At 63.5% G+C, this 22,673-nt stretch carries 16 protein-coding genes, 4 tRNA genes and 1 pseudogene; 5 read left to right on the forward strand and 16 right to left on the reverse strand.

Annotated elements, in window-relative coordinates; translation table 11 throughout:
* The first annotated feature begins 69 nt into the window (after positions 1-69).
* The 3 genes from NG900_RS07630 (at position 70) to NG900_RS07640 (ending at position 3,676) form a co-directional block, all read left to right on the forward strand.
* Positions 70-330 (forward strand): type B 50S ribosomal protein L31, encoded by a 261-nt coding sequence (locus NG900_RS07630; RefSeq protein WP_004626237.1) that lies wholly within the window; start codon positions 70-72, stop codon positions 328-330.
* A gap of 188 nt (positions 331-518) precedes the next feature.
* Positions 519-2,309, forward strand: coding sequence for an ArnT family glycosyltransferase (locus NG900_RS07635; protein ID WP_252678778.1), 1,791 nt, complete (start codon positions 519-521; stop codon positions 2,307-2,309).
* Positions 2,310-2,329: 20 nt separating this feature from the next.
* On the forward strand, positions 2,330-3,676 hold the full coding sequence (locus NG900_RS07640) for an MATE family efflux transporter (protein WP_252678779.1): 1,347 nt from the start codon (positions 2,330-2,332) through the stop codon (positions 3,674-3,676).
* A gap of 109 nt (positions 3,677-3,785) precedes the next feature.
* On the opposite strand, the gene NG900_RS07645 is transcribed toward NG900_RS07640, so the two are convergent.
* The 4 genes from NG900_RS07645 to gltX form a co-directional block, all read right to left on the reverse strand.
* A tRNA-Asp gene (locus NG900_RS07645) sits at positions 3,786-3,862 on the reverse strand.
* Between the two features lie 64 nt (positions 3,863-3,926).
* A tRNA-Glu gene (locus NG900_RS07650) sits at positions 3,927-4,002 on the reverse strand.
* A gap of 118 nt (positions 4,003-4,120) precedes the next feature.
* Positions 4,121-4,196: transfer RNA gene (locus NG900_RS07655), tRNA-Ala, on the reverse strand.
* 129 nt (positions 4,197-4,325) lie between these two features.
* Positions 4,326-5,723, reverse strand: coding sequence for a glutamate--tRNA ligase (gene gltX / locus NG900_RS07660; RefSeq protein WP_252678781.1), 1,398 nt, complete (start codon positions 5,721-5,723; stop codon positions 4,326-4,328).
* A gap of 206 nt (positions 5,724-5,929) precedes the next feature.
* Between gltX and NG900_RS07665 the strand changes: the two are divergent.
* Positions 5,930-6,885, forward strand: a pseudogene (locus NG900_RS07665) (patatin-like phospholipase family protein).
* A 66-nt stretch (positions 6,886-6,951) separates the two neighbouring features.
* On the opposite strand, the gene NG900_RS07670 reads toward NG900_RS07665, so the two are convergent.
* The 5 genes from NG900_RS07670 to NG900_RS07690 form a co-directional block, all read right to left on the reverse strand.
* Positions 6,952-7,599, reverse strand: a complete 648-nt coding sequence (locus tag NG900_RS07670; RefSeq protein WP_252678783.1) for a C40 family peptidase — start codon at positions 7,597-7,599, stop codon at positions 6,952-6,954.
* A 241-nt stretch (positions 7,600-7,840) separates the two neighbouring features.
* Positions 7,841-9,496, reverse strand: coding sequence for an ABC transporter ATP-binding protein (locus NG900_RS07675; RefSeq protein WP_252678785.1), 1,656 nt, complete (start codon positions 9,494-9,496; stop codon positions 7,841-7,843).
* On the reverse strand, positions 9,493-10,617 hold the full coding sequence (locus NG900_RS07680; RefSeq protein WP_252678787.1) for an ABC transporter permease: 1,125 nt from the start codon (positions 10,615-10,617) through the stop codon (positions 9,493-9,495). The genes NG900_RS07675 and NG900_RS07680 overlap by 4 nt, the downstream gene beginning before the upstream one ends.
* A 14-nt stretch (positions 10,618-10,631) precedes the next feature.
* Positions 10,632-11,690 (reverse strand): microcin C ABC transporter permease YejB, encoded by a 1,059-nt coding sequence (locus NG900_RS07685; RefSeq protein WP_252678789.1) that lies wholly within the window; start codon positions 11,688-11,690, stop codon positions 10,632-10,634.
* Positions 11,691-11,730: 40 nt separating this feature from the next.
* Positions 11,731-13,614 (reverse strand): extracellular solute-binding protein, encoded by a 1,884-nt coding sequence (locus NG900_RS07690; RefSeq protein WP_252678791.1) that lies wholly within the window; start codon positions 13,612-13,614, stop codon positions 11,731-11,733.
* A 297-nt stretch (positions 13,615-13,911) separates the two neighbouring features.
* Here NG900_RS07690 and fabI point away from each other — a divergent pair, with 297 nt between their 5' ends.
* On the forward strand, positions 13,912-14,706 hold the full coding sequence (gene fabI / locus NG900_RS07695; protein WP_021194147.1) for an enoyl-ACP reductase FabI: 795 nt from the start codon (positions 13,912-13,914) through the stop codon (positions 14,704-14,706).
* 64 nt (positions 14,707-14,770) lie between these two features.
* Here fabI and NG900_RS07700 read toward each other — a convergent pair whose 3' ends face one another.
* The 7 genes from NG900_RS07700 to cysS all read right to left on the reverse strand — a co-directional run bounded on the left by NG900_RS07700 (position 14,771) and on the right by cysS (position 22,515).
* A complete protein-coding gene (locus NG900_RS07700; RefSeq protein ID WP_252679819.1) occupies positions 14,771-15,994 on the reverse strand; it encodes a serine hydrolase domain-containing protein in 1,224 nt (407 codons plus the stop codon).
* Positions 15,995-16,212: 218 nt separating this feature from the next.
* Positions 16,213-16,306 (reverse strand) — tRNA-Ser (locus tag NG900_RS07705).
* A gap of 140 nt (positions 16,307-16,446) precedes the next feature.
* A complete protein-coding gene (locus NG900_RS07710; protein WP_024976002.1) occupies positions 16,447-17,697 on the reverse strand; it encodes an aspartate kinase in 1,251 nt (416 codons plus the stop codon).
* Between the two features lie 100 nt (positions 17,698-17,797).
* Positions 17,798-19,210 (reverse strand): tRNA lysidine(34) synthetase TilS, encoded by a 1,413-nt coding sequence (gene tilS / locus NG900_RS07715; protein ID WP_252678799.1) that lies wholly within the window; start codon positions 19,208-19,210, stop codon positions 17,798-17,800.
* Complete coding sequence (locus NG900_RS07720) at positions 19,179-20,147, reverse strand: acetyl-CoA carboxylase carboxyltransferase subunit alpha (RefSeq protein WP_252678801.1); 969 nt, start codon at positions 20,145-20,147, stop codon at positions 19,179-19,181. Before NG900_RS07720 ends, tilS begins: the two co-directional genes overlap by 32 nt.
* 86 nt (positions 20,148-20,233) lie before the next feature.
* A complete protein-coding gene (locus NG900_RS07725) occupies positions 20,234-21,127 on the reverse strand; it encodes a DNA-3-methyladenine glycosylase family protein (protein WP_252678804.1) in 894 nt (297 codons plus the stop codon).
* The gene (gene cysS, locus NG900_RS07730) at positions 21,124-22,515 is read right to left on the reverse strand and encodes a cysteine--tRNA ligase (protein ID WP_252678806.1); all 1,392 of its coding nucleotides are present in this window, start codon (positions 22,513-22,515) and stop codon (positions 21,124-21,126) included. Before cysS ends, NG900_RS07725 begins: the two co-directional genes overlap by 4 nt.
* Positions 22,516-22,673: the final 158 nt, after the last annotated feature.

A 22,673-nucleotide genomic window follows, 5' to 3' on the forward strand; every position in this document is an offset into this window, starting at 1 on the left:
GCACGGTGCTCCCACCATGTGGCACCTGAAGCGCGCCGCGAATTGGCTACCTCAACCCCAGGGCCCATCATGAAAGAAGGCATTCACCCGAATTACCGCGAAGTCGTGTTCCAGGACATGTCCAGCGACTTCAAGTTCATCACCCGCTCGACCATCCAGACCAAGGAAATGATCACGCTGGACGGCAAGGAATACCCGCTGGCCAAGATCGAAGTCTCGTCCGAATCGCACCCGTTCTACACGGGCCAGCAAAAGGTGCTGGACACGGCCGGTCGCGTCGAGAAGTTCCGCAACAAGTTCGGCAGCAAGATCGGCAAGGCTGCCAAGTAATACCGGCGCCGGAGACGGCTCAGCGCATGACCCGCTCAGTGCAGACCGTCCCACTGGTCAGAAAAAGGCAGCTCCGGCTGCCTTTTTTATTTGCCGGCAAATCGGCGGGCTGATACGCCTCAGCCTTCGTTCCTACGATCTGCACGTCGCTGTGCAACCCCGGCCGGGCTCGCTCGGTCTGACACTCGATGAACACCACCCGCGTCTCGCGAATCCGCCTGACTGCCGCCGCCACCCGCGAGTTGCCGCGCTGGCTGCTGCTCGCTATCTGCGTGATCTACGGCCTGTCGGGCTTGTTCTCCCGCGACCCGTGGAAGAACGAAGACGCCGCCGGCTTCGGCGCGATGTGGACGCTGGCCACTGGCAATGCACAAGACTGGCTGATGCCCAACATCGTCGGGCGCCCGGTCGTGCAATCGGGGCCGCTGGTGTTCTGGATCGGCGGAGCGTTCATCCGCGTGTTCGGCCAATGGCTGGGCCCGGCAGATGCGTCACGCCTGGCAACCGCGCTCTTCTTTTTCGTCACCTGCGCATGCATCTGGTACGGCGCCTACCTGCTCGGCCGCCGCGCTGAAGTCCAACCGTTTGAATTCGTTTTCGGCGGACAGCCGAACACGCGCGATTACGGCCGTACGCTAGCCGACGGCGCGCTGCTCATTTTCCTGGCTTGCGTGGGCCTGGCACAGCGCGGCCATGAAACGACGCCGCTGGTCGGTGCACTGTGCTTTGTGGCTGTGGCGGTGTATGGCTTGATTCGCGCGCTGGACAAGCCCGTGTACGGCAGCCTCATCTACGGCATCGGCATCGGTTGTCTGGCGCTGGCGGGCGGCCCGATTTTGCCGTTGACGATCATGGTGGCCGTGCTGATCACCGCGCATGCCACACGCGTGCTGCCACTGCGTCCGCTGCTGACGGTGTCGCTGCCTGTGTCGCTCGCGCTCGGGTGCGCATGGCCCGCCGCGGCCTACTTGATAGCCAACAATCCCGCCGACGCCGTCGCTTACGTCCGCGACTGGGCGCGCTTCGATCGCCACCAGTACGCTGGCCCGACCGGCCATTCGCTCGGATTTGTCGCACGCAACCTGCCGCTGTTCGCGTGGCCGGTATGGCCACTGGCCGCATGGGCATGGAAGAGCTGGGGCGGCATGCGCACGGCCCCGCATATCTCGCTGCCGCTGGCGGTGCTGGTGCCTCAGCTGGTACTGCTGCTGATGCAGCCCCGCCCCAGCGACGATGCGTTCCTGCTGCTGATCCCGCCAATGGCCATGATGGCCACGTTCGCCCTGCCCACGCTCAAGCGCGGCGCAATCAGCGCAATCGACTGGTTTGCGCTGCTGGCGTTCACGATCCTGGGCGGCACGGTGTGGCTGCTCTGGATCGCCAAGATGACGGGCTTCCCTCCGCAGCTGGCGCGCAACGTGTACCGCATCGTGCCGGGCTACCGCCCCGAATTCAGCTGGACCGCCCTGGCCTGCGCGCTACTGGTGACAGCGGCGTGGGTGCTCATTGTTGTCTGGCGCACGTCGCGCGCACCGAAGGCCATCTGGCGCGCGGTGGTGATCTCTGCCGCCGGCACCACGCTGATGTGGGTGCTGATGATGACGCTGTGGCTGCCGACCATCAATTACGCCAAGACCTATCGCGACGTCGCGCAATCGGCCGCACTAGCGTTGCCGCGCACCTATACATGCGTGCAGCCGATTCGCATGGGCGACGCGCAGCTCGCCTCGTTCGCGTACTTCGGTCACATCCGCTTTGGCGGTGCCGAAGACAGTTGCGACATCCTGCTGCGCCACGACCCGTACGACTACGGCGCGCCGTCGAGCATCTCCAACTACGAGTGGAACCTCATCTGGGAAGGCCGCCGCCCCGCCGACCGCGACGAGCACTTCCGCATGTACCGCCTGACCGAAGCGGCAGCCGCCACGCATCCGCCGCCCACGCCGTCAACCACGCGTCGGCACAAGCTGCGTCAGTAACGTCTTCGGGCGCATCCCCCATGTTTCTTGCCGACGTCCGCCGCATTGCCGCACTGGCTTGGCCGGTACTGATCGGCCAGTTGGCCGTGATCGCCTTCGGCGTGCTCGATACCGCGATGGCCGGCCGCGCCTCCGCCGCAGACCTGGCTGCAATCGGCCTGGGCGGGTCGATTTATGTGACGGTGTACATCAGCCTGATGGGCGTGCTGCAGGCGCTCTCCCCCATCGCGGGCCAACTCTATGGCGCGCAGAAGTACGACGAAATCGGCGAGGAAGTGCGTCAGGCCATCTGGCTCGGACTCGCGCTGGCCGCCATCGGCATGCTGCTCCTCTGGTTTCCCGCCCCGCTGCTGCGGTTGGCGGACGCGACCCCCGAGCTCACCGACAAGGCCACCGCCTACCTCCGTTACGAAGCCCTCGCGCTGCCTGCGGCGCTCGGCTTTCGGATCTACTCGGCGCTGAACAACGCGCTCTCACGCCCGGTGATGGTGACGGTGCTGCAGCTTGCCGGCCTCCTCATCAAGTTCCCGCTGAATGCACTATTCCTTTACGGCGGCATGGGCGTCCCTGCGATGGGCGGCGCGGGGTGCGCACTCGCCTCGATGATCATCAGCTGGCTCTGGTTCATTGCAGGCGCCGCCATCCTGATGCGCAATCCGGCCTACAAGCCGTTCGCGATCTTCACGCACTACTCGGCGCCCAACCGCGCGCGGCTATGGGCACTGGTTCGGCTGGGCGTGCCGATGGGTTTCACTTACCTCATCGAGATTACGTCGTTCACATTGATGGCGATCTTCATCGCGCGCCTGGGCACGGTCGTGCTCGCCGGTCACCAGATTGCCGCCAACCTTGGCGCGGTGGCTTATATGGTGCCGCTGTCGCTTTCCATCGCCACCTCGACGCTGGCCGCGCAGTCGATCGGCGCACGTGATCGCGTGGCGGCGCGGCGCATCTCGCTGAATGGCATCAAGCTGGCGGTGATCTGCGCGGCGCTCGTAGGCACGGCGGTTCTCTTGTTGCGCCACGAACTCGTCGGCTTGTACACACGCGATGCCGCCGTCCTGGCGATTGCCGTGCCGCTGCTGCCTTTCATCGCGTTCTATCAAATGTTCGATGCATTGCAGGTGATGGCCGCGTTTATCCTGCGCGCTTACAAGATCGCGTTGATCCCGACGGTGATCTATGCGCTCTCGCTATGGGGCGTCGGCCTGGGTGGCGGCTATGTGCTCGGCTTCGGGCTTCTGGGGGACATGGCTATCGCACTGCGTGGCGCAGCCGGCTTCTGGGCCGCCAATGGTCTGAGCTTGATGGTGGCTGGCGCCCTGCTCGTGGGATATTTCAACCGCGTCAGCCGTCCTGCTAATTAAAGCCGCCCGTTAAACGACACGCTGCCCCATTTTTAAAGCATGGGGCAATCGCTGCAATTGAATTGGAAGTGCAAAAGAAAAAACCCGCTGCAAGCAGCGGGTTTTGATTTGGCGGAGCGGACGGGACTCGAACCCGCGACCCCCGGCGTGACAGGCCGGTATTCTAACCGACTGAACTACCGCTCCTTGTCGGTTGCAAAACCAGCTAGAGACTGGCTTTGCGATTGAGCTTCTGGTTAAGCTCTTGTTATGGCGTCCCCTAGGGGATTCGAACCCCTGTACTCACCGTGAAAGGGTGATGTCCTAGGCCTCTAGACGAAGGGGACAGAAACTGTTTTGCAACGCTTTCTGTCTTACGCTGCGAAGTCCGCTACTATAACGAACTTTTTAGCGTTTTGGAAGCTTCTTTTCAAATTTATTTTTGAATCGAATCTTCCGGCATTTTGGTGGAGCTAAGCGGGATCGAACCGCTGACCTCTTGCATGCCATGCAAGCGCTCTCCCAGCTGAGCTATAGCCCCAATCACTAACTGCACTTTACTGCTTGCTTCTTACTGCGTTTCGCTTCGTGTTGCAGCGAAAACAAGAGTATAGGGGAAGTGTTCAGCGCTTGGCAATACCCTTTCGCAAATTTTTTTGCGATGCTCCCATCACGCTGCCAAACGGCGCAGGACGACGTCGCGACCGAACAGTTCCAGCACCGCATCGATCGACGGCGTCTGCAATTGTCCAGCCACCAGCAGGCGCACCGGCATCGCCAGCTTGGGCATCTTCCAACCCTGTGCGGCCAGCACTTCCTTGAAGGCAGCGCTGATGGCCTCGCGCTTCCACTCGGGCAAGGTGCCGAGCTTCTCGGCCAGGGCGGCAATACCGGGGCGCACGTCATCAGTGAGGTGCTGGGCGGCAAGTTCGGGCTCGATGGTCAGATCGGTGCGATAGAACAGCAGCGCGGTCTGGGCGACTTCACGCAGCGTGTTGGCACGATCCTTCACCAGCGCAATCACATCCGCCAGCACGGGGCCGCCGTCAACCTTGCCGCCGAGCTCCTCGATGAAAGGCTTCACCAGACCGGCCAGGCGCGTGTTGTCGGCTTGCTTGATGTAGTGGTTGTTCAGCCAAGCGAGCTTCTCGGGGTTGTATTGCGCGGGCGATTTGCCCAGGTGCTCGAGGTCGAACCATTCGATGAACTGCTCGCGCGAGAAGATTTCGGCGTCGCCGTGCGCCCAGCCCAGGCGGGCGAGGTAATTCACGATGGCTTCAGGCAGGTAGCCGGCGTCACGGTAACCGGTGACGCTCATCGCGCCATGGCGCTTGCTCATCTTCTCACCCTGCTCGTTGAGCACGGTCGGCAGGTGCGCGTAGACCGGCGGCGTGCCGCCCAGCGCGCGCAGGATGTTGATCTGGCGCGGGGTGTTGTTGACGTGGTCATCGCCGCGGATCACGTGGGTGATCCGCATGTCCATGTCGTCAACGACTACGCAGAAGTTGTACGTGGGCGTGCCGTCGGGGCGGGCGATGACGAGGTCGTCCAGCTCGTCGTTGGAGATCTCGATGCGGCCCTTGACGGCGTCATCCCATACCACGCTGCCGCCAATCGGGTTCTTGAAGCGCATCACAGGCTTCACGCCCTCGGGCGGGGTCGGCAGAATCTTGCCGGGCTCGGGGCGCCACGTACCGTCGTAGCGAGGCTTTTCGCCACGCTCGCGTTGCGCTTCGCGCAGGGCGTCGAGTTCTTCCGTACTCATGTAGCAGGGGTAGACCAACTCCTGCTGGACCATCTGGGCGATGACCTCGCGGTAACGGTCCATGCGCTGCATCTGATAGAACGGGCCCTCGTCGATGTCCATGTCCAGCCAATCCATCGCCTCCAGGATCACGTCGACCGCCTCCTGGCTGGAGCGCTCCACGTCGGTGTCTTCGATGCGCAGGACGAAGTCGCCCTTCATCTTGCGGGCGAAAGCCCACGGATAGAGAGCCGAGCGGATGTTGCCGAGGTGAATGAAACCGGTGGGGCTGGGAGCGAAACGAGTACGGACGCGCTGTGTCATAGGAATGGCTTGAACGAACAAGGCCGCGTGGCGGGACCCAAGGTGGGTTCCTGATGCGGCCTCTATCAAAACCGAAATTATAGCAACCGTGCCACGCACGTCCGGTCGACCCATTGCCGAACTTTGGCACAATGGCGGCCGGCCGCAGCGCGCCAGCAACTCATTGCCGGTGACTGCGCGGCATCTCACACTGCCCCGACCTCCTCATGCAACGCCGCCTCTTCCTGGGTGCCACCGGCGCCTCTTTGCTCTCCGCCTGCACCGTGACGGGTTTTTCGTCCGGCAAGACTGAAACGCCGGTCACACCGACGACAGCCGTCCTGCCGCCCACGGCCCAACCGGCCACGCAACCTGTGCGCATCGGATTGGCGCTCGGCGGCGGCGCTGCGCGCGGCTTCGCGCACATCGGCGTGATCAAGATGCTGGAGGCGCAGGGTATCCAGATCGACTTCATCACCGGCACGAGCGCCGGCAGCGTGGTGGCGGCCATCTATGCATCGGGCATGTCGGGCTGGAGATGAACCGCCTGGCACTCAAGATGGACGAAGCCATGATTGCCGACTGGGCATTGCCGTTCGGCACCCGCTTCGGCGGCTGGCTCAAGGGCGAGGCGCTGGAGAAGTACATCAACCGCCTGGTGAAGCAGCGGACGATCGAGCAGATGCGCACTCCGCTGGGCATCGTCGCGACGGATCTTGCCAGCGGCAAGCCGATTTTGTTCCGGCGCGGCAATACGGGCCAGGCGGTACGCGCGTCGTGCAGCATCCCCGGCGTGTTCCAGCCCGTCACGATCAGCGGCCGGCAATATGTGGATGGCGGCCTGGTGGCGCCGGTGCCCGTGACCTACGTCAAGCAGATGGGCGCGACGTTCGTGATTGCGGTGAACATCTCGGCGGACCCGGCCAACCAGGCGGTGTCGGGCCAGGCCAGCATGCTGCTGCAGACCACGGCCATCATGGGCCAGAGCATCAACAAGACCGAACTGGCCCAGGCGGATGTGGTGATCACGCCGTCGCTGCCGTTCGTGAAGGGCAGCGACTTTACCGCTCGCAACGAGGCGATCCTCGCCGGCGAACAAGCCGCCCAGGCTGCGATGCCGCTCCTGCGAGAAAAACTGCATCTGACGCAAACCATCGTGGGCGCCCCGTTGCCCACGCGCTGACGCCTTGTCAGCGGGCAACAAAAAAGACCGCCTTGGCGGTCTTTTTATTTGGCGATGCGTAGTGAATCAGCCACCGTACATGGCCAGCGGCTTGCCGGCGGCGTTCGGATCGACGCGCTTGAGCTGCTCGACGAAGTTGTCGGCGCCGTCCTTGATCGCGGCACCGGAATTGCCTTCGATGCGGCGTGCGCCGTTGTAACGCGTCACCCAGTACGAGGCAGTCATGTCATCCACGCGGATCTTGCTGCCAGTGGACGGCGCATGCACGAACTTGTTGTCGCCGATGTAGATGCCAACGTGCGAGAAGGTGTGACGCATGGTGTTGAAGAACACCAAGTCGCCGGGGCGCAGTTCGGCCGTCTCGACGCTGGTGCCGACGCGGCTCATTTCGACAGCGCGACGCGGCAGCAGGAAACCAAAGGTGTCGTTGAAGACGTAGCGGACAAAGCCACTGCAATCGAGGCCCGATTCCGGCGTGTTGCCGCCAAAACGGTAGCGCAGGCCAATCATGCCCAGCGCGTTCATGACCACGTCGCTGGTCTTGCTCATCACGTTGGAGATGAGGCCGGGCTTGGCTTCCGGCTTGACGTCGGCGCGAACTTCCGTGTCTTTGAAGACCGTATCAGCCTGTACTGCATTCGACACGATCACGCCGCAGCCGATCACAACCCCTACCGCCAGGCGCGCCATGGAATGAAGTACGAAATGCTGCATTGGTTCTCCCTCGGAAACTCACAATGATCCGGCGAACATATGCCGGCGCAAATGAGACCAGTCCGAATCCTGTTAAAACAATCTCGCAGGATGATAAAAGTGACACATTGACTTGTCAAAGGTCGTTACAAATTCGCTTGAATTCATATGCGAATCAGTCACTTAGACATGACTTTAGATGCGCATTCTTACGACGGGAGCGCGCCCGGATCGCACCGAATTGGGGCAAAAGCGGCAAATCTTACGGGTTATCCCGCGCGGGGATCAGTGATGCGGCCGCCATCAGCTTGCAGGTATAGGGGTGCGAAGGTGACGCCAACACCGCCTCCGTCTCGCCCTCTTCCACCACTTTTCCATCCTTCATCACCACCACGCGATGCGACATAGCGCGAATGACCGCAAGGTCGTGGCTGATGAAGAGATACGACAAGTTGTACTTTTTCTGAAGGGCAGCCAGCAGAGAAAGCACCTGCTGCTGAATCGACACGTCGAGTGCCGAAGTCGGCTCATCGAGCACCAGCACCTGGGGCTTGAGGATCAACACGCGGGCGATGGCCACGCGCTGGCGCTGGCCGCCCGAGAATTCATGCGGATAACGCCCTAGCGCCGTGCGGTCCAGGCCGACTTCGCGCAGCGCCTCGATCACGCGATGGCGGCGCTCGGTAGCGTTGATGTGCGGCTGGTGCAGCGCCAGCCCTTCGCCGACGATCTCTTCGATCGTCATGCGCGGCGACAGCGAGCCGTATGGGTCCTGAAACACCACCTGCATGCGTGCACGCACGGCACGACGCTCATCGCGCGAGATGTGCAGCAGCGAATTGCCGAGAAAACGCAAATCGCCGCCCTTTGGCGCCTGAAGACCCAGCAGCGTCTGGGCGAGCGTGGTCTTGCCCGAGCCAGATTCGCCCACGATGCCGAGTGTTTCGCCTTCGCGCAGTTGCAGCGATACGGCATCGACCGCGGTGAACGGATCGGTGCGGAACCACCCGGCAAACCCCGGGCGATGGCGTTCGTAGGTGACGGTGAGCTTGTCGGCTTCGAGCAGCACGGGGGCGAGCGGCACCAACGGCAGCACGTCGCGCTGCGGGCGGCTTTCCAGCAGGCGCACGGTATACGGGTGCTGAGGCGCGGCAAACACGGTGGCGGTGTCGCCAGTTTCAACCAGCACGCCCCGCTCCATCACGCCAACGCGTTCGGCAAAGGCTCGCACCATGTTCAGGTCGTGCGTGATGAGCATGATGGCCATGCCGAACTCGGCCTGCAGCTCGCGCAGCAACTGCAGGATCTGCATGCGCACGGTCACATCCAGCGCGGTGGTCGGCTCGTCGGCCAGCAGCAACTTGGGCGAGCACGCGAGCGCCATGGCAATCATGGCGCGCTGGCGCTGACCGCCCGAGAGCTGGTGCGGAAACGCATCGAAACGGCGCGGCGCTTCGGCAATGCCGGTGCGCTCCAGCAGCGCAATCGCGCGAGCCTTGGCGGCGCGTTTGTCCAAGCCCTCGTGCAGCTCCAGCGTCTCAACGATCTGGTTGCCGATGGTGTACAGCGGGTTGAGCGCCGTCATCGGTTCCTGGAACACCATCGCGACATCGGCGCCGCGCAGGCCGCGCATCTCGCGCTCGCTGGTGGCCAGCAGATCGCGCCCTTCCAGCAGGATGCGACCGCTGTAATGCGCGTCGGCCAGCAGGCGCATGATCGACAGCGCCGTGACGGATTTGCCCGAGCCCGACTCCCCCACCAGGGCGAAGCGCTCGCCGGCGTGCAGTTCGAACGAGACATGCTTGACGGCTTCCGTCGCCTCGCCGTGCTCGGATTCAAAATGCACGCACAGATCGTCCAGCCGCAGCAGCGGCCCGTCGTACTTGGGCGCGGAGGCGCGCAGGTCAACGCGGGTCATTTCACCCCCGCCGGTTTCTGGCGCGTGCGCAGGTGCGCGAACGACAGGCGTGTATCAAAGGCATCGCGCAGCGCGTCGCCCATGAAAGTCAGCAGCACGAGGGTCAGCACGAGCGCAACGAACGTCGACAGTGAGATCCACCAGGCATCCAGGTTGGCCTTGCCCTGGGCAAGCAGCTCACCCAGGCTGGGCGTCGATGGCGGCACGCCCAGGCCGAGAAAGTCCAGGCTCGTGAGCGCAAGGATGGCCGCGCTCATGCGGAATGGCAGGAACGTAATGACCGGCGTCAGGCTGTTGGGCATGATGTGGCGCCACATGATCTGCCAGCTCGACAGGCCCATCGCCCGCGCGGCCTTCACGTAATCGAGCGAACGGTTGCGGTAGAACTCAGCGCGCACATAGTCCGACAGGCTCATCCAGCCGAACAGCGACAGCAGGATGATCAGCAAGCCGAGGCTAGGCGTGAAGATCGACGCGAAGATGATCAGCAGGTAGAGCTCGGGCATCGAACTCCAGATCTCGATCAGCCGCTGCGAGACCATGTCGAAACGCCCGCCGAAGAAGCCCATCAGCGCGCCGGTGAGCGTGCCGACCAGCACGCCGATCAGCGTCAGCGCAAGCCCGAACAGCACCGACACCCGGAAGCCATAGAGCAGCCGCGCGAACACATCGCGCCCGCGGTCATCGGTGCCGAGCCAGTTCTCGGCCGAGGGCGGCGCCGGGTTGGGCTCTTTCGAGAAATAGTTCAGCGTCTCGTACGAATACGGATTGGGCGGGTAGATCGCGAAGCTGCCCGGCTCCTTGAACTTGTCGCGGATGTACGGATCGAGGTAATCCGTGGGCGTGGGGAAGTCGCCGCCGAAAGCGGTCTCGGGGTACGCCTTCACGATCGGGAAGTACCAGGTGCCGTGGTACCTGACCACCAACGGCCGGTCGTTCGAGATGCACTCCGCGCCCAAGCTGAGCACGAACAGCGCGACGAACAGGATCAGGCTCCAGTAACCCAACCGGTGCTGCTTGAAACGTCGCCACGCGCGCTTGAGCGGTGACGGTGAGTGACGCACCGCATGCGGCGCAGCCACGTTGGACGGATGATGAGACGCACGTGAATACTGGGTCATGGTTGACGGCCCGCCTATCGCCCGACCGAGCCGAAATGAATGCGCGGATCGACCAGCACGTAGCACACGTCGGAAATCAACCGCGCGGCCAGGCCGATCAGCGTGAACAGGTACAGCGTGCCGAGCACGACCGGGTAGTCACGCCGCATCACCGCTTCGTATGAGAGCAGGCCCATGCCGTCGAGCGAGAACAACTGCTCGATCAGCAGCGACCCCGTAAAGAACGCACCGATGAACGCGGTCGGGAAACCCGTCACCAGCGGCAACAGCGCGTTACGGAAGATGTGCTTCCACAGCACGCGCCGCTCCGACAGGCCCTTGCTGCGCGCCGTCAGCACGTACTGCTTGCGGATCTCTTCCAGGAACGCGTTCTTGGTCAGCATGGTGATCACGGCAAAGCTGCCCACAACCGAGGCCGCCACGGGCAGCGCGATGTGCCAGAGATAGTCCGTCACCTTGCCCAGCAGGCTCAGTTGATCCCAGTTGTCGGACGTGATGCCCCGTATCGGGAACCACTGGAAGAACGTGCCACCGCCAAATAGCACCAGCAACAGCACGCCCAGCACGAAGCCAGGAATGGCATAGCCCACCAGCACGATGATGCTGGTCACCAGGTCAAACCGGCTGCCCGCCCGCACCGCTTTCGCAATGCCGAGCGGCACCGCTATGAGGTACGTGAGGAAGAAGGTCCACAACCCAATCGAGATCGATACCGGCAGTTTGGATTTGATGAGCTCCCACACGCTGCGATGCTGGAAATAGCTTTCGCCCAGGTCGAACCGTGCAAAGCGGCCAAGCATCAGGAAATAGCGCTCGACCGGGCTCTTGTCGAAGCCATAGAGCGCGCGGATTTCCTTGATCTTGTCGGCATCCACCCCGCGGCGGCCGCGGTAATCGAAGGCGCCGCCGCCGCTGGCCTCACCGCCGGCACTGGTGCCCCGCCCTTTCATCTCCATCATCATCTGCTCGACAGGGCCGCCGGGCACGAACTGGATCACCACAAACGTGAGCGTCACCACGCCGATCAGTGTCGGGATCAGGAGCAGCAGCCGTTTGATCAGGTAGGCGAACATGGCGTCACCGATGCAGTCATTGGGCGGGTTGTTAGGGGGCTCATTGGGCAGGTCCGGGCTTGCGCCACCAGGCCGTCAGCACCCAGGCCTCGGCCGAGTAGTAATACGGCAGGCGATCCGGATACATCAGGTTCTTGTTGTAGGCAACGCGGTGCACCGCCGAATACCAATGCGGAATCACATAGCAACCGTTCATCAGCACACGATCCAGCGCGCGCGAGGCCAGGATCAGCTCATCGCGGTCATTGGCGCGCAGCACATCGTCGATCAGCGCATCCACCGCGGGTGACTTCAAGCCGATCACGTTGTCCGAGCCGGGCTCGTCAGCGGCAGCGGAGCCGAAGCGGTCCTTCAGTTCGTTGCCGGGGCTCTGCGAATCGGGAAAGCGCAGCGAGATCATGTCGAAATCGAACTCTTCCAGCCGCTTCTGGTACAGCGCGAAATCGGTCATGCGCTGGTTCACCTCGATGCCGAGCTTCTCGAGGTTGCGCGCATACGCGGCCATCACGCGGCTCATGGCTCCGCCGTCATCGAGCATCTCGAAGACGAACGGTTCGCCTTTGACATTGCGCAGCGCACCGTCGGCATACGTCCAGCCAGCCTGTGCCAGCAGGCGACGCGCCTGGCGCAGGTTGTCGCGCAGCGAACTGGGGGGATCGGTCGAAGGCGGCGCGGGAAGCACGCCGAACACGTTGGGATCGAGCTTGCTGCGCAGCGGTTCCAGCAGCGCCAGTTCGCCCTTGCTGGGGGTGCCGGTGAGCGAATCCGCTGCGGCCAGCTCGCTGTTGGCGAAATAGCTGTCGAGCCGCCGATACGCACCGTAGAAGAGCTGCCGGTTCAGCCACTCGAAATCGAGCGCCAGCGTGAGTGCCTTGCGCACGCGCAGGTCCTGGAACAGCGGCCGCCGCAGGTTCATCACGAAGCCCTGCATACCGGCGCCGTTGCGGTGCGGAAATTCGCTCTTCACCAGCTCGCCGCTGCGGAACTTCACGCCGACGTAGCTCTTGGCCCAGTTCTTGGCGCGATACTCGACCATGGCGTCGTACTCCCCGGCCTTGAAGGCCTCCAGGCGCGCGGTTTCGTCTTTGTAGAGCTTGTACTGGATGCGCTCAAAGTTGAACGAGCCCCGGCGCACGTTCAGGTCCCGGCCCCAGTAGTCCGGGTTGCGCCGGAAGGTGATGCCGCGCGACGGGTCAAAGCGTTCGATGATGTACGGGCCGCTGGCGATCGGATCCTGGAAGGTCAGCTTGTCGAAGGCGACGTCTTTGCCGCTGTCCGGGTTATCGGGGTCCACCGGCTTGCCGCTGCCCTTGCCCCACTTGGGTGAGAACACCGGCAACCCGCCGACGATCAACGGCAGTTCCTTGTTCCTGCGCTTGAAGTCGTAGCGGATCGTGCTGGCGTCCACCACCGTGACCTTCGCGACGTCGGTGGTCATGCTGCGGTAGGCGGGGCTGGCCCCCTTGCCCATCAGCATGTCATAGGAGTATTTGACGTCCGACGCGTGCACCGGGTCGCCGTTGGAAAAGCGCGCGCGCGGGTTGATGTGGAACGTCACCGAAAGCTCGTCGGGCGCGACCGCCACGTCGTCGGCAAGCAAGCCGTAGCCGCTGGCGGTTTCGTCCCAGCTCGTGATGAGCAGGCTTTCAAAGACCAGCTGAGTCAGCCCCGGCGCAGACGTCCCCTTGATGGTGAACGGGTTGAACTTGTCGAAGCTCGTGCGCCGGTCGGGATTGCCCAGCAGCAGAATGCCGCCGATGGGCGCCTTGGGGTTCAGATAGCCGAAGTTCGAGAAGCCAGCCGGATACTTGAGGTCGCCATATTCGGCGTAACCGTGTGCCGCCCAGACGGGCGTCGCGCAAATGGCCGCCAGCAGGCAGGCCAATGCTCTGAATCGGCTGTGTGCCGCAACACGCACGCTCATTGCGCCTCTTGCCCCCATGGTTCTTGCATGCGTTGATCCGATTGATTGCTGTCTGAAAAGCTGTTTCAGACGATTCTAACGCTCTCACGCGGCTTTCCCGTCAATTTGAGTCCGGGATCGTCCCGCATTGACAAGGCGGGCATGGCGCACGCAGCGCGGCGCAAATGCGGAGGCAGCCTGCGCTTTCCGGTATGATCGCGCCGACTCGAATCACCTCGTACCCCACAAAATTGCCGCCGCGGCGTGATCGCGATGGCATGCGGGTACGGCGGTGCCCCACATTTGTACGGAGAAACCATGGGATTCCTCGCTGGCAAGCGCATTCTGATTACCGGCCTTCTGTCCAACCGCTCGATCGCCTACGGCATCGCCAACGCCTGCAAGCGCGAAGGCGCTGAACTGGCCTTCACCTACGTCGGCGAGCGCTTCAAGGACCGCATCACCGAATTCGCCAACGAGTTCGACAGCAAGCTGGTGTTCGACTGCGACGTCGGCAGCGACGAGCAGATCGCCAAGGTGTTCGAAGACCTCGGCCAGCACTGGGGCCACTTCGACGGCCTCGTGCACTCGATCGGCTTTGCACCGCGCGAGGCGATTGCCGGCAACTTCATCGATGGCCTGTCGCGCGAATCGTTCCGCATCGCACACGACATCTCGGCCTACAGCTTCCCGGCGCTGGCCAAGGCTGCGCTGCCGATGCTCTCGCCCAACGCCTCACTGCTCGCCCTGACCTACCTGGGCGCCGAGCGCATCGTCCCGAACTACAACACGATGGGCTTGGCCAAGGCCTCGCTGGAAGCCGGCGTGCGCTACTTGGCCGGCGCGCTGGGCCCGAAGGGCATCCGCGCCAACGGCATTTCGGCTGGCCCGATCAAGACGCTGGCCGCCTCAGGCATCAAGGATTTCGGCAAGCTGCTGAAGTACATGGAAGACGTGGCCCCGCTGCGCCGTAACGTCACGATCGAAGAAGTCGGCAACGTGGCTGCGTTCCTGCTGTCGGACCTGGCGAGCGGCGTGACTGGTGAGATCACCTACGTCGACTGCGGCTTCAACGTGACCGCAGGCGTGCCGGAGAGCGTCGGCCAAGGCTGATTTGGCTGCCGACAAAAAAGCCCGCATGGTTTGCGCCATGCGGGCTTTTTCTTTGTCGGCAACCTCAACGCTTGGGCGGCTTGGGCGCATCGGTTGGATCCACAGGTGCGCCGGGCTGGCCTTGATGCTGTGCGGCCAACTCCAGCTCGCGCGTCAGTGCTCTCTTGCTGGCCGGCGTCAATTGCGCATGCTGCGCGTTGTCGAGCGCGGGCAGTACGAAATCCTTGACCATGTGCCGAATCGCCAGCACGTTCTTTGATTCGCGCAAGCCGCCTTCGATGGGCAGCATGCTGGTCATGACCACTACCGCATTGCGCTCAGGCAGGGCCACGATGAACTGCCCCTTGAAGCCCATCGCATGGGTCTCCGGTTCGGTCGGCACGATATCGTTGATCCACCAGTACAGCCCATACCAGGGTGCCGACGACGGCGCCGTCATGGTCCGCACCCAGGCCTGCGACACGACCTGCTGACCATTCCAGCGGCCCCCGCTGAGCACCAGCATACCGATCTTGGCCATATCGACCGCACGCAGACGCAAGCCCCAGCCGGAAGACACCAGCCCCTTGTCGTCAGCGCGCTCCCACGCGTAGTTAGCCATCCCCAGCGGCTTGAAGAGCTTCTGCTCGGCGAAATTCTGCAGCGGCATACCGGCATCTGCGCCCAGCGTGGCACTGGCGAGGATGGGGTTCACGTCGGTGTAGTCAAAGGCCTCGCCGGGCGGGCGCTTGGGCGTCGTCTCTGCGGCAAGCTTCAGGCGGTCGGGGGCACCGTAGTAGATCGGGTCGTCCGTCGGCTTGAAGTTGTAGAACAGACCGGTCGACATCGATAGCACGTGCCGCAGCTCGATCGCCTGCTTGTCGGCCAGGGCCTCTTTCAAATCGGGGCGGGCCTTGGACAGAATCGGCGCGACCTTTTCATCCAGACGCGTGCGGCCCTCATCGACCAGTACGCCGGCCGCCAGCGCGGTGACGTTCTTGGTGATGGAGTACAGCTCGTAGTTGTAGTCGCGATTGAGGCCCTTGCTGTAGCGCTCGAAGATCAGCTTGCCGTCCTTGATCACCAGAAAGCTGCGCACGTCGAGGTTCTCCTTGCGGATCCACTCCGACAATTGCACCAGCGGACGCGAATCGACGCCAACGCTCTCTGGCCAGGCCTGCGGCAGATTGGTAGCGGGCTGAGAGGAAGTCGGCGCGGCGCCCGCATGCGGGCCCTCTGCAGCCGTTGCGGCGAGGGGCATGGCAAGGGCCGCTGCAACGGCCAATGCCAAGGTGGGGTGGGCGAACATTTTCACGGCGGTCTCCGGTGTCGGTGTTGTTATGAACGGAGACTTTACCCGCCGGAACACCGGAAAAACGCCAGTGAATACCACTTCGCCGTTAACTACAGAACGTCCTGTTCTGCAGGAATCGCCAGCCAGCGCCAACGACTGCGGGCGCTCAAATCGGCCGCACAAAAAAGAAAACCCCGGAAGACCGCGATCTTCCGGGGTTGTTCCGCCATTGCTGGCGGAGACGGAGGGATTCGAACCCTCGATCCAGGTTTTGGCCCGGATGCTCCCTTAGCAGGGGAGTGCCTTCGACCTCTCGGCCACGTCTCCCAAACTGACCGTCGCACGAAGGAGCCCGTGCGACGAAGCGCGTATTCTAGCCATTTCACCCTACCCGGTCAACGACAACTGCATGACAACGCGGTGAGAATGTGTGGCCCCGGGTCGCCACCCGGCACCGGCTCAAGCGATTACGCCTGATCCAGCTCGAACGCCTTGTGGAGCGCGCGCACGGCCAGCTCCATGTACTTCTCGTCGATCAGCACCGAGATCTTGATTTCCGAGGTGGAGATCATCTGGATGTTGATGCCCTCTTCCGACAGCGTGCGGAACATCTTGCTGGCGATGCCCACGTGCGAGCGCATGCCCACGCCCACCACCGACACCTTCGACACCTTCGGGTCGCCAGACACGCTGGCCGCGCCGATGTGCGCCTTCACGCTATCGTTCAGGATCGCCAGCGCGCGCTGGTATTCGCCGCGCGGCACGGTGAAGGTGAAGTCCGTCTTACCTTCGACCGACTGGTTCTGGATGATCATGTCGACGTCGATGTTGGCGTCGGCGACCGGGCCCAGGATCTGGTACGCGATGCCGGGCTTGTCCGGCACACCGATCACGGTGATCTTGGCTTCGTCGCGGGCAAAGGCGATGCCGGAAATGGCGGCGGCTTCCATGTTCGAATCTTCCTCAAAAGTAATCAGCGTGCCCGAGTTCATCTCGACGTCGAGCGGCATCAGCGGGTCGGTCAGCGACGACAGCACGCGGGTCTTCACGCGGTACTTGCCGGCAAACTCCACCGAGCGAATCTGCAGCACCTTCGAGCCGAGGCTGGCCATTTCCAGCATCTCTTCGAAGGTGATCTTGTCCAGGCGGCGGGCGTCGTCCACCACGCGCGGGTCGGTCGTGTACACGCCGTCCACGTCGGTGTAGATCAGGCATTCGTCGGCTTCGAGCGCAGCAGCAACCGCCACCGCCGAAGTATCCGAGCCACCACGGCCAAGCGTGGTGATGTGGCCTTCGCCGTCGATCCCTTGGAAGCCCGTGATGACGACCACGCGGCCGGCGTCGAGATCGGCGCGCACGCGCTCGTCGTCGATCGACTGGATGCGGGCTTTGGTGTAGGCGGAATCGGTCTTTACCGGCACTTGCCAGCCGGTGTAGCTGCGGGCATCGATGCCTTCGGCATGCAGCGCGATGGCCAGCAGGCCCACGCTCACCTGCTCGCCCGTCGAGGCAATCATGTCGAGTTCACGCGGGTCAGGTTGGGCCGAAATCTCTTTGGCCATACCCAGCAGGCGGTTGGTTTCGCCGGACATGGCCGAGGGAACGACCACGATCTGGTGACCTGCGCGGTGCCACTTGGCGACGCGCTTGGCGACGTTCTTGATGCGTTCAACTGAACCCATCGAGGTGCCACCGTATTTGTGAACGATGAGAGCCATCTTGGAAAGATCGAGAGGAGGCGGGTGGTGCGATGCAAAAGCCTTTGAAAATACAGCAATTTGCACTGATCGGCAAGCAATCCGCCGGTCAATATGCGTGTCAGCGCACGCCGTGGCCCGCTTGGCACCAGGCGATGTCCCAACCTGAACCACGCTCCACCACTGCCCAGTCGATACCGAGGCCGGCCGCGAAGACCAGTGTTCCACCGGCGTAGAGCAATGGCAGCCGAGCCCGCTCCCAAGCAGGAATTCCGGCTTCCTGATAGGCCTGCTTGAGCGCCCGCGAAGGGCCTTGCCGCCGCAGCATGATGCGCTCGCCGCCTCGGCGAGGCTGGAGTAAAAGCGGCGCCTGCAAGGTCCTGGTAGCGATGCCCTCCTCTACAGGGGAGAACAGCAGCGCCCCACCCCACTCGGCCGCCTCCACCTGCTGCTCAATACGCCGCGTCGGATCGAAGGTGACGGAGGACGTGCCGACGGGCGTCTGCACCGGAGCCGTTTGAACCACCTCGATGAATGCCCACCCGCGATAACGCCGGACCCGCCCCGCCGGCAAGTCGATGCACAACGCACGGTCGGCGCGCGCGTCAGTCAGTTGCTTGCGCAGATCCTCCAGGCGGCGCGCGGACACAGCGCGCGCACCATCCCGAGCAAGCCACGCACGCAACACCGCACGCTGGCGCGGTACCGAGAACGCCATCAGTGCCGCAACGCTGAGGCCCTCCGATGAAGTCATCCTGGCTAGATCCGCCTGCGCAATCTCATCGATCAGCGCAGCCGCATCGGCCAGATGTGCTGCACTGCGCGTCAAGGTCTCGCGATAGGCAGGGAAATGCTCGGCCATGCCCGTCAAGAGCGGCCGCAGCGCGTTGCGCGCATAGCGTGCGTCATCGTTGGATGGATCTTCGACCCACGTGAGCGCATGAGCTTGGGCGTACTGCGCGATCTCGCTGCGCGGTGTGTCGATCCACGGGCGCAACAACGTGACAGCACCGACGCGGATCATCGGCATGGCGGCAAGCCCGTCGACGCCGGCACCGCGCATCAATTGCAGCAGCACGGTTTCGGCTTGATCGTCCTGGTGATGCGCCGTCAACAAAATGGAGCCACCGCTTGCTGTGCAGAGCGATTCCAACGCGGTGTAGCGGGCCTCGCGCGCGGCCTCTTCAACCCCCCGCCCCGCATCAGTGTCGACGCAAACGCGACACGCGTGGAACTCGACGCCAACAGCCTCCGACATGGCCGCGCAAGCCGATTCCCATCCATCGGCATCGGCCTGCAGGCCGTGGTGGACATGCAAGGCGACAAGACGCACCGAAGCGCCCGCATCGCGCCACGCCGCACATGCGTGCAGCAGCGCAGCAGAGTCCCGGCCGCCCGACAGGGCAATCGCTACAGTCGGCGCCTCGGTCTGGCCAGAAACAACAAAGGCCGCACACGCGGCAACGCGTTGTGCGACCTTGTTGACCAGCGTGGCGGACAAATCAGCGGACTTCAGTTTCCTTGAACTTGCCATAGGCCATCAGGCGCTCGTGACGGCGCGCCTGCAACTCCGACGTCTTCATGCCCTGGAACTGGCGCAGCGATTCAGCCAGCGCGCGCTTGAGCATCGCTGCCATGGCCTTCGGATCACGGTGCGCGCCACCCAGCGGCTCGTTGACGATCTTGTCGATCAAACCCAGCGCCTTCAGGCGGTGCGCGGTCAGGCCCAGTGCCTCGGCGGCTTCGGGAGCCTTCTCGGCAGTCTTCCACAGGATCGACGCGCAGCCTTCCGGAGAGATCACGGCATACGTGGCGAACTGCAGCATGATCACCGAATCACCCATGGCGATCGCCAGCGCGCCGCCCGACCCGCCTTCACCGATGATGGTGGCGATGAGCGGCACCTTCAGGCCGGCCATCACGAACAGGTTGTGGCCGATCGCTTCCGACTGGCCGCGCTCTTCGGCATCGATGCCCGGGAATGCGCCCGGCGTATCGACGAAGGTGAAGATCGGCAGGCCGAACTTGTCCGCCAGCTCCATCAGGCGCTTGGCCTTGCGGTAGCCCTCGGGCTTGGACATGCCGAAGTTGCGCAGCGCGCGCTCCTTGGTGTCGCGGCCCTTCTGGTGACCGATCACCATGCAGGGCTGGCCATTGAAGCGGGCCAAACCGCCCACGATCGACAGGTCGTCCGCGAAAGTGCGGTCGCCGTGCAGTTCGTGGAAGTCGGTGAAGATTTCGCGGACGTAATCGAGCGTGTACGGACGCTGCGGGTGCCGCGCGATCTGCGCGACCTGCCACGGGGTCAGGTTGGCGTACAGATCTTTGGTGAGCTGCTGGCTCTTGGCCGCCAGGCGGGAGATTTCTTCAGAAATATCGACAGCGGAATCGTCTTGTACGAAGCGAAGTTCTTCGATCTTCGCCTCAAGTTCTGCGATCGGCTGCTCGAACTCCAGGAAGGTTGTTTTCATGGATCTTCTGAAAGGCTCTTGAAGGCGCGCATTCTACCGGATTTTGGCCACCGGTCGACGCCGCACGTTTCATCGAAATGACCAGATCAATAGGTGGTCGCAGTGTCGAGGCTGCGCCACATGTACCAGGTCGCCACAGTGCGCCACGGTTCCCAGTTGGCGGCCACTTCGCGCGCCTCGCTGCGAGTGACGGGTTCGCCACTGAAATAATTCTGTGAGATGGCGTTGATGAGCCCGATGTCGTCCAGCGGCAGCACGTTCGGGCGCATCAGATTGAACATCAGGAACATCTCTGCCGTCCACCGGCCGATACCGCGGATCTGCGTGAGCTCGGCAATGACGTCCTCATCGTCCATCTCCGCCCACTTGGCGACGTGCACCGTACCGTTGCGAAAGTGATCGGCCAGGTCGAGGATGTACTCCGCCTTGCGCTTGGACAGGCCGCAACCCGCCAGCTTCTCCTGCCCCGCACGCAGGAACTGCGCCGGCACCAGCTTGGGGCACACAGCCACCACACGCTCCCACACCGACTGCGCCGCCTTGACCGAAATCTGCTGGCCGACAATCGACCGCGCCAGCGTGACGAACGGGTCGCCGCGTGACGCCAGGTGCGCCGGGCCGTACGCCGGGATGATCTTGCGCAGGATGCGGTCGCGCTTCATGAGATCTGCGCATGCCTCCTGCCAGTACTCGGGCGGGCCCGAGAGCACCACTTCGGCCGGCACCGGCAACGGCTCACTCGGGGCGAGCGTTTCGGGCAGCGGCACCTTGCTCACGGCCGCGCGCTTGGCCGGCGCCTTGGCGGCAACCTTGCCTGCCTTGATGGTCGTACTCTTGGCGACGATCGTCTTGCTCGCCACCCCGTCGACTTTCTTGGCGACCGACTTCTTTGCAGCCGGCACCTTCACAGCCGGTACCTTCTTGACGGCGGTGCTGCGCCCAACGCTGACCTTGCTGGCTTTCTTGGCCACCGCGTTCATGCACGTCTCCACTCGGTCACGCCGCCCGGCTTGTCTTCCAGGACGATGCCCGCGGCCAGCAGATCGGCGCGGATGGCGTCGGCGCGCGCGAAATCGCGGGCGGCCTTGGCGGCGCGGCGCTCTTCGATGCGAGCCTCCACTTCTGCACCATCCAAGCCGTCAGCCGTCACGCCGCCTTGCAGGAAGGCATGCGGATCGCGGCCGAGCAGGCCCATCACACCAGCCAATGCGGACAACTGATTGGCCAACTCGGGCGAGCGCGTCTTGTTCACTTCGCTCGCCAGTTCGAACAGCACCGACACAGCGACCGGCGTGTTGAAGTCATCGTTCATCGCTTCGAGGAAGCGCTTGCCGTGCGGCTCACTCCAGTCGGGCGTGGCGCCAGCCGTGGCGGGCACATCCTTGAGCGCGGTGTACAGGCGCGTGAGCGCGTGGCGTGCGTCGTCCAGGTGGGCATCGCTGTAATTCAGGTCGCTGCGGTAGTGCGAGCGCAGGATGAAGAAGCGCACGACTTCCGCGTCGTACACCTTCAGCACGTCGCGGATGGTGAAGAAGTTGCCGAGCGATTTCGACATCTTCTCGTCATTCACGCGCACGAAGCCGTTGTGCATCCACGTGTTGACGAAGGTGGTGCGATTGGCGCCTTCGGACTGGGCGATCTCGTTTTCGTGGTGCGGGAACTGCAGGTCGGCGCCGCCGCCGTGCAGGTCGAAATGCTCGCCCAGCAGTTCGCAGCTCATGGCCGAGCACTCGATGTGCCAGCCCGGGCGGCCCTCGCCCCACTGCGACGCCCAGCGCGACTCGGCCGGCTCGTCTGCCTTGGCGGATTTCCACAACACGAAGTCCAGCGGATCCTGCTTGGCATCGTTGGCGGCCACGCGCTCGCCGGCGCGCAGGTCTTCGAGGGACTTGCCCGACAGCCTGCCGTAGCCGGGAAACTTGCGCACGGCGTAGTTCACGTCGCCATCGGTCGCCTGATAGGCCAGGCCGTTCTGCTGCAGCTTGCCGATCATGCTCAGCATCTGCGGCACGTATTCGGTGGCACGCGGCTCGTGATCGGGGGGCTGCGTACCGAGCGCGGCGAAATCTTCGTGCATCGCGTCGATAAAGCGGCCGGTGAGCGCGCTCATGGTCTCGCCGTTCTCGACCGCCCGCTTGATGATCTTGTCATCGATGTCGGTGATGTTGCGCACGTAGGTCACGTCGTAGCCCGACGCGCGCAGCCAGCGCTGCACCATGTCGAACACCACCACCACCCGCGCATGCCCCACATGACAGTAGTCGTACACCGTCATCCCGCACACGTACATGCGCACGCGGCCGGGCTCGATGGGGACGAACGTCTGTTTTTCGCGCGCGAGCGTGTTGTAGATCTTGAGTGATTCCATGAAGCGGTGTCGGGAGATTCAGCGCGCCGCGCATGCGGGATGAGCCGATGCGGACGGACCAAATTGGAGGCAGTCGGCGACGGTACGGCGCCTGCAAAAACTAGCGGCATATCTTACCGGAACTGCGCCGACGGGGCGGGCTGCCGGCGCGCCTGGCA

The sequence above is a fragment of the Ralstonia soli genome, assembly GCF_023955655.1.
In the GTDB taxonomy this organism is placed as follows: domain Bacteria; phylum Pseudomonadota; class Gammaproteobacteria; order Burkholderiales; family Burkholderiaceae; genus Ralstonia; species Ralstonia soli.